The 13732-nt window shown below is 68.5% G+C and carries 11 protein-coding genes and 1 pseudogene; 5 read left to right on the plus strand and 7 right to left on the minus strand.

From position 1 onward, the window contains the following. Positions 1–11 precede the first annotated feature (11 nt). The 3 genes and pseudogenes from mraY to ACM9NP_RS04385 all read right to left on the minus strand — a co-directional run. Positions 12–1106, minus strand: a complete 1095-nt coding sequence (mraY, locus tag ACM9NP_RS04375) for a phospho-N-acetylmuramoyl-pentapeptide-transferase (RefSeq protein ID WP_415645265.1) — start codon at positions 1104–1106, stop codon at positions 12–14. Further along, positions 1103–2515: a UDP-N-acetylmuramoyl-tripeptide--D-alanyl-D-alanine ligase gene (locus tag ACM9NP_RS04380; RefSeq protein WP_415645266.1), complete on the minus strand. Its 1413-nt coding sequence runs from the start codon at positions 2513–2515 to the stop codon at positions 1103–1105. Before ACM9NP_RS04380 ends, mraY begins: the two co-directional genes overlap by 4 nt. Before the next feature lie 41 nt (positions 2516–2556). Further along, a pseudogene (locus ACM9NP_RS04385) lies at positions 2557–4008 on the minus strand (UDP-N-acetylmuramoyl-L-alanyl-D-glutamate--2,6-diaminopimelate ligase); the annotation flags it as partial. 289 nt (positions 4009–4297) lie between these two features. On the opposite strand from ACM9NP_RS04385, the gene ACM9NP_RS04390 reads away from it, so the two are divergent. The 3 genes from ACM9NP_RS04390 to ACM9NP_RS04400 all read left to right on the plus strand — a co-directional run bounded on the left by ACM9NP_RS04390 (position 4298) and on the right by ACM9NP_RS04400 (position 8759). Next, positions 4298–5905, plus strand: a complete 1608-nt coding sequence (locus ACM9NP_RS04390; protein WP_415645267.1) for a BTAD domain-containing putative transcriptional regulator — start codon at positions 4298–4300, stop codon at positions 5903–5905. A gap of 435 nt (positions 5906–6340) precedes the next feature. Further along, positions 6341–7351 carry a coiled-coil domain-containing protein gene (locus tag ACM9NP_RS04395; RefSeq protein WP_415645268.1) on the plus strand — a complete coding sequence of 337 codons (1011 nt, stop codon included), beginning with the start codon at positions 6341–6343 and terminating at the stop codon, positions 7349–7351. A gap of 157 nt (positions 7352–7508) precedes the next feature. After that, positions 7509–8759 (plus strand): L,D-transpeptidase, encoded by a 1251-nt coding sequence (locus ACM9NP_RS04400; protein WP_415645269.1) that lies wholly within the window; start codon positions 7509–7511, stop codon positions 8757–8759. Between the two features lie 255 nt (positions 8760–9014). Here the strand turns inward: ACM9NP_RS04400 and ACM9NP_RS04405 are convergent, their stop codons facing one another. Further along, complete coding sequence (locus ACM9NP_RS04405; RefSeq protein WP_415645270.1) at positions 9015–10376, minus strand: sensor histidine kinase; 1362 nt, start codon at positions 10374–10376, stop codon at positions 9015–9017. Then, positions 10373–11059, minus strand: a complete 687-nt coding sequence (locus ACM9NP_RS04410) for a response regulator transcription factor (protein WP_415645271.1) — start codon at positions 11057–11059, stop codon at positions 10373–10375. The genes ACM9NP_RS04405 and ACM9NP_RS04410 overlap by 4 nt, the downstream gene beginning before the upstream one ends. 45 nt (positions 11060–11104) lie before the next feature. Between ACM9NP_RS04410 and ACM9NP_RS04415 the strand changes: the two genes are divergently transcribed. Beyond that, positions 11105–11671 carry a hypothetical protein gene (locus tag ACM9NP_RS04415; RefSeq protein ID WP_415645272.1) on the plus strand — a complete coding sequence of 189 codons (567 nt, stop codon included), beginning with the start codon at positions 11105–11107 and terminating at the stop codon, positions 11669–11671. On the opposite strand, the gene ACM9NP_RS04420 is transcribed toward ACM9NP_RS04415, so the two are convergent. Both ACM9NP_RS04420 and ACM9NP_RS04425 read right to left on the minus strand, forming a co-directional pair. Beyond that, a complete protein-coding gene (locus ACM9NP_RS04420) occupies positions 11655–12020 on the minus strand; it encodes a DUF3817 domain-containing protein (RefSeq protein ID WP_415645273.1) in 366 nt (121 codons plus the stop codon). The two genes, ACM9NP_RS04415 and ACM9NP_RS04420, sit on opposite strands and share 17 nt — an antisense overlap. After that, positions 12013–12405: a hypothetical protein gene (locus ACM9NP_RS04425; protein ID WP_415645274.1), complete on the minus strand. Its 393-nt coding sequence runs from the start codon at positions 12403–12405 to the stop codon at positions 12013–12015. The genes ACM9NP_RS04420 and ACM9NP_RS04425 overlap by 8 nt, the downstream gene beginning before the upstream one ends. Positions 12406–12510: 105 nt before the next feature. On the opposite strand from ACM9NP_RS04425, the gene ACM9NP_RS04430 reads away from it, so the two are divergent. Continuing rightward, on the plus strand, positions 12511–13530 hold the full coding sequence (locus ACM9NP_RS04430; protein ID WP_415645275.1) for an acyltransferase domain-containing protein: 1020 nt from the start codon (positions 12511–12513) through the stop codon (positions 13528–13530). The last annotated feature ends 202 nt before the right edge of the window (positions 13531–13732 follow it).

Genomic DNA, 13732 nt, shown 5'->3' on the forward strand with positions numbered 1-13732 from the left:
GGCGGGACGCATCAGCCGACGACCTGGAGGAAGTCGGCGTAGAACAGCCCGAGACCGATGGCGACCCCGATTCCGGCGATGATCCAGAAGCGGACCACGATGTTGACCTCGCTCCATCCGGCGAGCTCGAAGTGGTGTTGCAGGGGGGCCATCCGGAAGACGCGTCGACCGGTGGTGCGGAACGAGATCACCTGGATGATGACGGAGAACGTGATGATCACGAACAGCGCGCCGATGATCGGCAGCAGCATGATCGTCTTCGTGGCGAGCGCGAGGCCGCCGATGAGGCCGCCGAGGCCGAGGGCTCCGGTGTCGCCCATGAAGATCTGCGCCGGGGACGTGTTCCACCATAGGAATCCGAAACACGCTCCGGCGGCGGCCCCTGCGACGAGCGCGATTTCGAGGGGGTCGCGGACGTCGTAGCAGTAGTCGGTGGGGGCTTCGCCGAGGCACCAGTGCCGGTACTGCCAGAACGCGATCATGACGTAAGCGGCGAGGGCCATCACGGAGGCGCCGGTGGCGAGGCCGTCGAGACCGTCGGTGAGGTTGACGCCGTTGGACGTGGCGATGACGACGAAGACGAACATCACGACGGCGCCGACTCTGGAGAGTTGGAGCCACTCGATGTCGCGGATGAACGACAGGTGGTCGCTCGCGACGGTGTGGTCGATCGATCCGGTGTAGTACAGCGCGATGCAGCCGAAGCCGGCGGCGACGAGGATCTGGCCGATCAGTTTTCCGCGTTTGTTGAGGCCGCCGGAGTTCTTGCGGCGGACCTTCAGGAAGTCGTCGACGAAGCCGACGAGCCCCATGCACACGAAGAGCCCCAACAGGACCAGACCGGTCGCGGTGAAGCCCTGTGGACGGTTGTAGCCCTCGGGAAGGGCGATGAGGACGGCGTGCCCGGCGAGGTACGCGAGCACGGTGGCGATGATGAACACGACGCCGCCCATGGTCGGGGTGCCCTGCTTGCCCAGGTGGCTCTGGGGACCGTCGGTGCGGATGGGCTGACCGGCCTTGAGTCGGCGGAAGCCCTTGGCTGCGAGCGGAGTCAGAAACAGGGACACCGCGAACGCCACGAACGCCGCGACGATGACGGACCTCACGTGCGGGCCTCCTCTGTCGATACGGGGGTGTCTCGAAGATAGTCGGCCACATCCCAGGTGCGGTAACGAGATGCCTTGACGAGTACGACGTCGAGCGGGTGGAGGCGGGTCGCGAGGACCGCGATGGCGGCGTCCTGGTCCTCGACCTCGATCGTCTCGGCGCCGCTCGCGCGCGCGCCGACGGCGATGGCCTGGGCTTCGGGGCCGACGACGATGACGACTTCGACGCCGAGTCGCCCGGCGAGCCGCCCGATCTCCTCGTGCGCGGACTTCTCGATCTCGCCGAGTTCGGCCATGTAGCCGAGGACGGCGATGGTGCGACGGCCCTCGCCGACATCGGCGAGGGCGCGCAGCGCGGCGGCCATCGACGACGGGTTCGCGTTGTAGCTGTCGTCGATGAGGGTGACGCCGTCGACGCGGGTGCTGACGTCCATTCGGCGGGGGGAGACGGCCAGCGGCGAACTCAGTTCGCGCGCGATGTCGTCCACCGACAGTCCGATGTGGTGGGCTACGGCGGCGGCGGCGAGGGTGTTCGACACCTGGTGCGCGCCGTGGAGACGCAGTTCGACCTGGGCGGTCGCGCCGCCCGCGTGCAGCCAGTAGGAGTAGGTGCCGTCGCCAACGCCGGTGACGTGGTCGGCGCTGACATCGATGTGGACGGTCCGGTCGGCGTCCGCGCCGGTCCCGAAGTAACTGACACGGCCCTTGGTGACCTCGGACATCGCGGCGACGGCGCGGTCGTCGGCGTTCAGGATCGCGGTGCCCTCGGCGGTCAGGGACGCGGGCAGTTCGCTCTTGGCCGTCGCGATCGCCTCGGGGGAGCCGAAACCCTCCAAGTGAGCGGTTCCGACGTTGAGCACGACGGCGACGTCGACGGGAGCGATCTCGCACAGGTAGGACAGGTGGCCGAGACCGCGCGCGCCCATCTCCAGGACGAGGTAGCGCGTGTCGGTCGTCGCCTGGCAGACGGTGTACGGGTGGCCCAGCTCGTTGTTGAAGTTGCCCGCCGTGGCGACCGTCGGACCGGCGACCCGACACAACCGCGCAATGACATCCTTTGTGGAGGTCTTGCCGCTGGAGCCGGTGATGCCGATGACGGTGAGGTCGTCGAGGCGATCCACGACCGCGCGAGCGAGGCGACCGAGACCGACGAGGACGTCGTCGACGAGGATCGCCGGGGCGTCAACCTCCCGCGTCGCCAGGACCGCGACGGCCCCGTCCGCGATCGCGGCGGGGGCGAAGTCGTGGCCGTCGACGCGGTCGCCCGCGATCGCGACGAAGAGACCTCCGGGTCCGACCTTGCGGGAGTCGTATTCGACGGTGCCAGTGATGGTCGCGTCCGGGTCGGCGCCTCCCGTCAGTCGCCCGCCCACGGCGGTGGCGACATCGGCGAGCGTCATCGTTATCACGCGGATCTCCTCATACGGCTAAAGCGGATCGGTGGCGATCGTCAGCGCACACCGTCCAAGGCGTCGGCGAGCGCGCGCCGGTCATCGAACGGCACGATCCGATCGGCGAGTTCCTGTCCCGTTTCGTGGCCTTTGCCCAGCAATGCGATGGTATCGCCCGGGCGGGCGAGCGCGACGGCCTCATCGACGGCCGCGCCGCGACCGGCGATGTCGAGGTGTTCGGCGTCCCCGACACCGGTGAGTACGTCGGCGCGGATCGCCGCCGGATCCTCGGTGCGCGGATTGTCGTCGGTGACGATCACCAGGTCGGCGCCCTCCGCGGCGGCGCGACCCATGATGAACCGCTTGCCCTTGTCGCGGTCTCCGCCGGCCCCCAGGACCGCGATGAGACGGCCGGAGGTGATGGGGCGCAACGCCGCCAGTACCGCTTCGATCGCGTCGGGCTTGTGCGCGTAGTCGACCACGCCCCGGATCGGATGGTCCCCGGACACGAGCTCCATTCGGCCGGGTACGCCGGGGCACGCCGCGACGCCCGCGATGGCGGTCTCGGGGTCGACGCCGACGGCCGCCAGGCACGCGTACGCCAGGAGGGCGTTCGCAACGTTGTGACGGCCGGGCAGCCGGACGGCTCCGGGACGTTCGCGGCCGTCGGGTCCGGTGACGGTGTACGTCTGGTCGAAACCCGAACCGGTGATGTCGCGCGCCGACCAGTCGGCGGCGAGCCCGTCGATCGAGTACGTCACCGAATCCGATGTGGTCAGTGTGGCGACGCGAGCGTCGTCGACGTTGACGATCTCGACGGCGGAACGGCCGTCGAACAGGAGCCGTTTCGCGGCGAAGTAGTCGTCGACGTCCGCGTGGAAGTCGAGATGGTCGAGACCGAACATCGTGAAACCGCCTGCGGCGAAATGGATCCCGTCCGCGCGGTGCAGCGCGAGCGCGTGGCTCGACACCTCCATGACGACGTCGGTGACGCCGCGCTCGGCCGCGTACGCGAACAGCGACTGCAGCTCCGGTGCCTCCGGAGTCGTCCGCTCCGACTGGATCGTCTCGTCACCGACGCGGGTCTCGACCGTGCCGATGAGGCCCGTGATGCGGCCGGCCTGACGCAGACCCGCCTCGATCAGGTAGGCCGTCGAGGTCTTCCCGTTCGTTCCCGTCACCCCGATGACGCGCAGACTCCGGGTCGGGTCGCCGTACACCCGCGCGGCGAGCGCGCCCACGACGACGCGCGGCTCGTCGACCGTCAGACACGGCAGCCCGAGTTCGGCGGCGACCGCGGCGCCTCGCGCGTCCGACACCGCCGCGACGGCCCCGGCGGCGACCGCCTGGGCCAGGAACTCCGCCCCGTGACGGCGTGCCCCCGGCAACGCTGCGTACAGGTCGCCGGGACGGACCTTCTGCGAGTCGAGGCTGACGCCCGTCACGTCGACGTCGGCGCCGGTGCGCGTCGCCTGTACGACGTCTGCCAGGCCCGACAGCGGCTGAGGGCTCACTTCCTTGGGACGCGGGATTCGCAACACCCGGCGACAGTACCTCGCCGGGGTAGGCGCGCCTCGCACCCCGCGCACCGGCCCGTCGAGGTGTCACGAACCCATCGCCACCAGCGACGGAAGGCCGATTCGACCGCCTCCGGATTCGACGGGTTTTCGCATGGGGCGCATCGGATCGGGACGCGACCGAGGCGATATCGCGCCGCGAGGTCTTCCCAACGGCTACTGACGGGTGTATATAAATGCTCTACAACCGTTACCACGTTTGAGAACAAGGAAGGAGGCCACAATGTCTGAGTTCGAATTCGGCCTTTTAGGAGCACTGACCGCCAAGGTAAACGGTCATGACGCACCAATAGGCGGCCTGAAACCGCGCCGCATGCTGGCGACTTTTCTCCTCACCCCAGGTGAACAGTTGCCTTTGGACCGATTCATCGACGTGGTGTGGGGTGCCCAACCACCGAAGTCGGCAAACGCGAATCTGTATTCGTATGTGACGGTTCTGCGGCGGGCACTGCACGGTCGACTCAATCGGTTGCGCAGCGGCTACGTCCTGCACGTCAAGCCCGGTGAGCTGGACGTCCAGGTGTTCACCGATCTGCTCGCGCAGGCCCGGCACGACGCGAGCAACGGTTACATCGCGGAATCCATCACGGTCTACGACCGTGCGCTGAAACTGTGGAGAGGTGAACCGCTCGGCGATATCAAGGGACCGCCTCCATGGATTCCCTATATACAAAAGCTCGTCGACATGCGTCTCGACGCACTGGAGGAGCGAGCGGCGTTGTACGTCCATAACGGACAACACAATGACGCCATCACCGAGTTGCGCGGCTTGATCACCGAACACCCATTGCGAGAAAGTCTCTGGCGGCAACTGATGACGGCGCAAGCCAGCGTCGGGCAACGGGCCGAAGCGATCGACACGTATGGGCGTCTGCGGGCGACCCTGGCCGATGAGTTGGGCATCGAACCCAGCGAGGAATCGCAACAGGTGCACCGTCGACTGCTGGGCGCGCCGACGTCGCGAGCCCGGCACACCGACGTGCGCACCGCCGAACTCCGCCGCATCTGCTCCGAACGCGAGGCGCAGGTGCGGGCGGCGGTGGCGACACTCCCCGCGAGCCCCTTCGCGATGTGGCCTCCCGACGCGAACGCCTCCCCCACCGAACTCCCCAACAATCCGCTCCACTGGCTCGACGACAACTGCGACGACCTGCTCGCGCTCGTCCGTCAAGCCGCCACCGACGGCCTCGCCTCCTCGGCGTGGCGTCTGTCGGCGTCGCTCGTGCCGTACCTGGACTTCCGGTTCCGGCTCGACGACTGGCGACGGTGCGCGCGGATCGGTCTCGTCGCCGCCCGCAAGTGCGGCGACACCGAGGGCGAGGCGACCATGCTGCGCGGCCTAGGGCAGTGGCACATCTACACCGACGAGTTCGAAGCGGCGCACGAGTGCTTCGACGTCGCGAGGGTGTTGTCACGGGCGCTCGGTAACCAGCGGGACACCGCCCTGGCCGTCTGCGGACTCGGTTCGGTGGCGCGATTCAGCGGCGACAACGCCCAGGCGGCCTCGCTGTACCGCGACGCCGCCAACGCGCTCGCCGACATCAGCGACCGGCACGCCGAGGCCTACGCCCGCTGGGCGCTCGCCGGGGCGTTCCTGTCGATGAACAACCTGGAAGGAACGGCGTCCCAACTCGACCGCGCCCTGGCGCTGTCCCTCGACGCGGCGGACACACACCGGGAAGCGCATGTGCGCGAACGGTTCGCGTACCTCCACCGCGCTCGCGGCGACGAGGAGTCCGCCCAGACCAGTCTCAAGCAGGCGTTGGGCATCTTCCGGTCGATCAGCGACGACGACGGCGTCAGCAAAGTGCTGGCGGCCCTCCGATCGTGACGGCACGTCAGAGCGCCCGCGAACGCGGGCACTAGGCACCGGTGCGGGAACTCCGTTTCCACCGCGCGCCACCACGTGGTGATGACGCGGCGGGAACGGGCTCCACGTACAAGGCTCCAGGTCCCCGGGACCGAACGGACACAAGCGTTCGGTCACGGGGACGACCGAACCGTCGACCGGACTCCCCCGCCGCGGCCCCGGTCCGCGAGGGGGATCCCTCGCCATCACGAGCGAGGCGCCCGCGCGTGCCCGACGATGGCCACCCCGACCGGCACACCGGTCGGAGTGGCCTCTAGGGTCTGGTGGGAAATTCTCCGTCGCGCAGCAGGAAACGAACCCCCACACCGACTTCGGGCATGGCGTTCACGGGCTCGGGTTTCCGGCGGCGCCCCAACCGTCGACCGGCACTACCGGTCGCAACGCGAAGGACAGACCGTGGCCCCACAGTTGCCCCGACGCGCCCCCCGCAACCGGCGGCGCGCGTTGGTCGCTGCGATGGCGGCGTTGCTGGTCCTGATCTCCCCCTCCACCGCCCTCGCCGACCCCGACGAGACCGACCTCGGCGGCGACCTCAGCGCTGCCCTCGAAGAGTTCCTCGAAGCCGAGGAGTACCTCCACGAGACCGAGGAACGCCAAGCGGAGATCAAGAAGGAGATCAAGGCCGGCAAGAAGGCGGTCAAGGCGCTCAGCGCCGAGATCGACGAGTTCGCCGCCGCCGCCTACCGCAACGGCGGCACCAGCACCTTCACCGCCATCCTGACGACGGGCTCGCCGAACGCGGCCGTCGACAGCATCACGATCGTCAACTTCCTCGGTGACCAGTCCGGACGACGCATCCAGGACCTGATCGACGCGAAGGAAGAGCTCGAAGCGGAGAAGGAAGCCCTCGCCGACGAGCAGAAGGCCGCCGAGAAGGCCCTGAAGAAGAGCCAGAAGGCGCGGGACGCGGCGGCGAACGCGCTCGCCGCGAACGGCGGCAACAGCCTGCCCGGCCCGTCGCTGAGCGACGCGCGAGCCCCGATACCGGCGCCCCGCAACGGTGACGGCTCGCTTCCGAGCGAAGGCTGTCAGGTCGACGATCCGACGCCCGCCAACGGCTGTCTCACGCCCCGGACGAAGCACATGCTGACCGAGGCCCAGAGCTCCGGCTTCCAGCGCTACGTCTCCTGTTATCGCGGCGGCGGCTTCGGTGAACATCCGATGGGTCGCGCCTGCGACTTCTCCTCCCAGGCGGGAGGTTTCGGCGGCGTCGCCGGTGGTGAGGACAAGGCCTACGGGGACAATCTCGCCGGGTGGTTCGTCCAGTACGCGCAGGAACTCGGCGTCATGTACGTCATTTGGTACAACCAGTACTGGGATCCCGCTCAAGGCTGGATCGCGTACAACGGGGGCGGCGGCGATCCGTCCAGCGACCACACCAACCACGTGCACGTGTCGATGCGTTGATCACCATCAACGCCGAACGGCCAACACCCATTGCCCGTTCGGATGATGAACGTCGATGTCGAACCGACACATAACGGCTTGAACCGGGCGCCGAGACGGCCAAATGACGTCAACGGCTCGGGCGGTCGGTCAGGGGCGGTGTGTACCGTTGCTACTCATGGAAAGCCGCTTCCGCCGCCGTACCCTGATGCTGGTCAGCACCGGGACCGCCGTCTTGTTCGTAGGGACCGCCTGTGGCAACTCCGCGACTTTTGTCGGGGCCCCGGACCTCGAGGAACTGGACTCCGCCGCGCAGATCACGCTGACGCCGGAGAACGAGACCGAGGACGCCCCCGTCACCACCGAGCTGGAAGTCAGCGTCGAAGACGGGGAACTCACCACCCTGACATTGACTTCCGCCGATGGCGAGACCGTCGAGGGCGACTGGCGCGCCGACGGTTCGACCTGGGTGCCCGCGGAACCGTTGTCCTACGAGACGACGTACACCGCGCGGGCCGTCGCTCTCGACAAGCACGAGATCCCCGCCGAGAGCGAGACGTCCTTCACCACGATGGCGAGCCCGGGTAACCGGATGGGCGCCTCGTTGTGGAACAGCTCCGAATACGAGTACGGCAACGCCATGCCGATCATGATCGACTTCCCACGTGACTACTCCGTCCCGGAGGACAAGCGCGACGACGTCGAGCGCCGCCTGTTCGTGGAATCGGACCCGCCCCAGATGGGCGCGTGGCACTGGTTCAGCGGAAACCACCTCGAATACCGCCCGAAGGAATTCTGGGTGCCCGGCAGCGTCGTCAAGGTCCGGCTCGGCCTCGGCGGTCTCCCGCTCGGCGACGGACTGTACGGAATGCAGGACATCAGCGGGACGATCCACATCAGCTCCACGACGCGCCACATCGAGGCCGACAACGCCACCAAGCAGTTGACGGCCACCGAGAACGGCGAGGTCGTCAAGACGGCGCCGATCAGCCTCGGCAAGGACAGCACCCCGTCCTACTCCGGCACCATGATCGTCATGGAGCGGCTCGCCGAGACGGTCTTCGACACGACCGCCGCGTGCGGCGGCAAGGTCGAGGGCGACGACTGCTACCGCACGGACATCCAGTGGGCCGAGCGCCTGACCTGGAGCGGCCAGTTCATCCACTCCGCGCCATGGAGTGTCGGCGATCAGGGCACCCGCAACGTCTCGCACGGTTGCGTCAACGTCGCCCCCGACGACGCCGAGTGGATCTACAACTTCACCCGTCTGGGCGACCCGGTCGTCGTCAAGGGCACGGGCGTCGAGCTCCCGTACGGGGACGGTTTCACGGCCTACGACATGTCGTGGGAGGAGTTCCTCGAAGGCAGCTACCTGCCGGCGCCGGACGCCGAGGACGACGGCGACGAGGAATCCGGTAACGACGACTGACGTCACGAAGCGTTGAACGGGCCGTCCCCAACCGGGGCGGCCCGTTTTCGTCGCCTCACGACGAAGGGCCGCACCGGAAAACGCGGGAGGCGAGTCGCACACGACATTCGTGAGGGTCGCGCGAGCGGTCCGCCGACAACGAGCCGCATCGGACCGGGCGGACGGTTCCGCCGACATCGGCCTCCGCGATCGGGCGCGGCTGAGACGACTGACCCGGCTTCCACCTCGGACTCGGCCGAAAGGCGGGCACCGAACCTACTGAGCGACCTTCTTACGCCATTTCACGGTGACCTTGCGGGGCCGCCCACCACGGACACCCGCGACGGGCTGACCGTCCCTCAGCACCGAGTTGCCGAACGTCCAGACGATCCGGGCGCCGCCCATGCCGCTGCGTCCGATGTCGAGTTGGCCGCCACCGGCGGCGGCCGTGCGCGCGACGATGTCCAGGCCGAGACCGCTCGAACCGGCTCCGCTGGAACCGCGCGTCAACGCCTTGACCGGGTCGTCGATGCCGGGACCGGCGTCCTCGACCATCAGCCGGCCACTGTCCGCGTCCATCTCGACGGCGAAGGCCACGTCCTGCGGGGTGTGCGCGAAAACGTTGCCCACCAATGCATCCACGCATGACACTAGATCGTCTCGCGGAATCGCCACGAGAAGTTGACGGTTCGTCCCCGACAGGTGGAACCGTCGCCCGTGGTCCTCGGCGAGCACACCCCACATCGCCATCCGGTCCTCGACGACCTCGCTGACGTCGCACAACTGGGTCGTCCGCTCCGTGACCGACCGGCGCGCGCCCGCGATCACCGCGTCGATCTCGGACTCGAGGGCGTCGACGGCGGACTGGATGCGGGCGGCGTCGGGGCCGTCCCCGAGCACCTCCGCGTCGAGCTTCAACGCCGTGAGCGGCGTGCGCAGGCGGTGCGACAGGTCGGCGGCGAGTTCGCGCTCGTTGTCGAGGAGCGCGACGACGCGATCCGCCATGGTGTTGAACGCCTCCCCCGCTCCGACCAGTTCACGCGGACCGGCGGGTTCGACGCGGACGGCGATGTCCCCAGCCCCGAGCTTCGAGGAGGCCTCGGCGAGAGACCTGCTGGCGCGGACGACGCGCGCGCCGAGCCGATCGGCCGTCGCGACGGACAACGCGACGAGCAGGACGGCGATCGCCCCGACGGTGAGCCAGGCGGTCGGGACGCCACGCGTCAGGAGTTCGTCGGGGATGAACACCTCGACGACGGCGACGCGGTCCTCCGGCAGCAGAACGGCTCGCAGGAGGACCTCGCCTCCGGCGGTACCGATCATCGTGGTCCCGGTGTCGGCGGCGAGCCGGTCCACGACCTCGCGGTCGGTGTGGCTGTGGCCGATGGTCTTGCCCGCGGGGAGGTGCACCGCCATCCGGCCGTCCGCTCCGGCGGAGTCGGAGGCGATGGCGCGGCGCAGCGCCACGGTGTCGTCGGTGACGGCGAGGACGGTCACCATCGCGGCGGCGGACTCACGCGCGGTCGAGAGGGCCCGGTCCTCGGCGACCTGCCGCATGACGAGAGCCAGCGGTATGCAGAACGCCAAGGCCACCATGAGCGTCGTCGCGATGGCGACCTTGGCGAGTGCCCATCTCATCCGCCCTCATCGGTCATCATGATGCCGACGCCTCGGACGGTGCGCAGTAGTCGCGGTCTGGCGGCCGTCTCGCCGAGTTTGCGTCGCAGCCAGGACACGTGGACGTCCACCGTCGCCTCGGCGCCGATATAGGGCTGCTTCCATACTTGTTCCACAAGTTCCTGCTTGGACACGACGCGGCCGGTGTGCCGGGCGAGGTATGCCAGGAGCGAGAACTCGCGTCTCGTCAGCTCCAGCTCTTGTCCGTCCAGTGTGGCGGTGTGCCGGGCCGGGTCGACCGAGAGCGGGCCGACGGTGAGGACCGCGTCGACGGGGATCGCCGTCTCCCGTCTGCGCAGTACGGCGCTGATGCGGGCCTGGAGGTGCGCGGCCGAGAACGGCTTCGTCACGTAGTCGTCGGCACCGGCGTTGAGCAGGGCGATGATGTCGGATTCGGCGCGGCGGGCGCTGGCGATGATGACGGGCACATCGGACACTCCGCGCAGCATCCGCAGCATGTCGGCACCATCCAGATCGGGCAGTCCGAGGTCGAGGATGACGACGTCGGGGCTTTGCGCGGAGACGGCGCGCAGCCCTTTCATCGCGGTCGGTTCGGCCGCGACGCGGTGCCCGGCCTGTGTCAGGGCGCGGGTCAGGGCAGCACGAACATTCGCGTCGTCCTCGACCAACAGCACGGCAGCCACGGCGGCACTCTACCGTTGTGCCACGGCTTCTGACAAGATGGCCACATGGTCCCCCCGGCATCCTGGCTCCGTCGCCTCGCCGCCGCTTTTTCGTGGTTGGCGGTCACGACGGTCGCCGCGATCGGTTCGTGGCTTGGGATGTCGGCGGTGTTCGCGGGGCAACCGCATCCGGCGCGCACGGACGTGCTCGTGGCCGACACCGCGGAATCGTCTCCGCCGCCAACGAACCCGGAACCGGAGCCGACCTCCTCCCCGCCTCCGACGACGACCACGCATCAGGCGCCCGCTCCCGAGTCGCCATCGCCGTCGTCGTCCTCACCCGAGTCCTCGCCGACGACCGAGCCGCCGCCTGACGGAGTCGACAAGTGGTATCAGGTCGACGAAGAGACGTACGAGGGCACCTTTGGCACGGAGGGCGGAACGACGACGGTTCAGGTCCGCCCGACGGAGGCGGTCTTCGTGTCGGCGAGCCCCGCCGACGGGTACACGGTCGACGTCGAGCAGGTGTCCGAGGACGAGCTCGTCATCTACTTCTACAAGGCGGACGTGGTCGTCACCGTCGAGGTGTGGTGGTCCGATGGACCGACCGCGCAGATTACGACGATGAGCTGACGGGTTCGGATTCCACGTCGGCGGCGCGACGGTCGAGTAGTTCCATGACGGACCGTCGAGCGCGGTGCTCGGCGTAGAACGAGCCGACGGGGATCGTGCCGGCGAGAAGCAGCAGCGCCATGTTCGGCCAGAGCGGCCATTCGACGCGCCGGGCCAGGTCGAAGGCGACGACGAGGTACAGCATGTAGCCGTATCCGTGGGTGATCGCCACGGGCGCCATCAACAGTTCGTTGTCGAACAGGTACTTCATCGGCATCGCGACGAACACGAGCGTGATGAGCAGGAGCCCGACGAGCCACGCCAGCACGCGGTAGCGGATCAACGCCGATCGAATCGCTTTGTCATCCATGGGTGTCCTCACCGGGGTATTCGTGGGGGCTGCGATCGGGGTTGGCCGACAGCCAGGCCAGGTAACGGTTGTACGCGTCCGTCTCGTCGTCTCCGGTGGTCTCGGCGACGGCGACGGGTTGGCGGGCCGCCGAGTACGGGGAGGTCAGCGGCGGCTCGGTGACGATCTCTCCGCGAGAGGCGCGCAGTTCGTCCCGCACCTCGCGGACCCACAGCCCGACGACGAACAAGGCGAACAACGGCCATTCGAAGGTGTAGGCCCAGCTGATGGCGTTGCCTTCACTGGCCCGCCCGAGCTGCCAGAACCCGAGACCAACGAACGCGGCGATCAGCACCAGCGCGAGGGCATGGCGGATGAGCCAGCTTCGCGTGAGGAACCGTTTCACGCCTTGAGGGTAGAGTGCCCCGCCGTGAACCGCCCAACGGGACGACCACGGGCGTGAGCCTCGTCGCGTTGACGGCGACACCCGGACTGCGCTGAGATGGTGAACATGATCGATGTCACGCGCGTTCGCGCGACCCTGGGACTGGCTCCCGAGTCCGCGGCCTGGTACGACACGTGGAACGCCGTGGACGTGCCGGGGCCCGCTCCGATCCCGACGGCGAAGGAGACGCGCGACATCCTGAACCGGCTCGGCGTGGACGAGATCGACATCGACGCGGCGGTCGCGGCGCGCCCGGATCCGCGGGCCGACCCGGAGCTGTGGTGGCTGGTCGAGCGCTGTTACCGGCAACTGGTCGGGGACATGGGCGGCACGGACATGATCGTCTGGCCGCGTCTCGGGGAGTCGACGGGCCACAAGGGTCGATTCGCGTACCTGTACGCGCTGCTCGCCGCGCTGCCGACGACCCTGGCGTTCCACGCGTCTCGCGGGATCGGCGAGGACGTGACGTGGGCGACGCTCGCGAACCTCGGCGAGAAACTGCGGTTGAATCGGGCGCGCTACGGCGTTCCCGGCCTCTCGGTGGCCTTCTGGTTCACGCTCCATTTCAGAGGATCTCTGTATCAGTTGGGGCGTTTGGAGTACGCGATCGAGCGCGTCCGTGAGGACGACGGCTTCCCGGGCCTGGCGCCGGGCGATCTCAAACTCGGCGTGCACATCCCCGGCGAGGGCGGCCCGATGTCGCCCCAGGCCTGCGCCGCTTCCCTGGCCCTCGTGGACGACTTCTTCGCACGGCATTTCCCGGAGCATTTCGCCGAGCCCGCCACCCTGACGTGCAGCTCCTGGCTGCTCGATCCGCAACTGCGAACCGGGCTCGACACGACGTCCAACATCATCGCGTTGCAGGACCTGTTCGCGTTGACGCCGCCCTCTCCATACGCGGATGCCAACGGCCGCAAGGATGTCCTGCTGTTCGTCTTCAACCGCGTCGGCGACGTGGATCCGACCGAACTCCCCCGAGGATCACGCCTGGAGCGGATGCTCGCGGACGGCCTCGCCGCGGGCACCCGCTGGCAGGTCCGCTCCGGCGTCGTGAAGCGACCGTTCCCCTTGTCGGCGAAACGATAGCCTCGACGGCGGCGGCCGCCATTCGGCTGAAAGGGCCATCGGCTCAGAATTCCCACAGCTCCCGGGCGAGGATGCCCGGGCCGTAGAACGCCAGGCCGCACACTGATCAACGGGCCCCGCCAGAAGCTCCTTTTGGCCTGGCCCGCCATCTCCGCCCGCAGGAGCCGGGTGACCCGCCTCGGGCTCGTCCCCGTTTGAGCTT

The sequence above is a fragment of the Stackebrandtia soli genome, from assembly GCF_965137155.1.
Taxonomy (GTDB): domain Bacteria; phylum Actinomycetota; class Actinomycetes; order Mycobacteriales; family Micromonosporaceae; genus Stackebrandtia; species Stackebrandtia soli.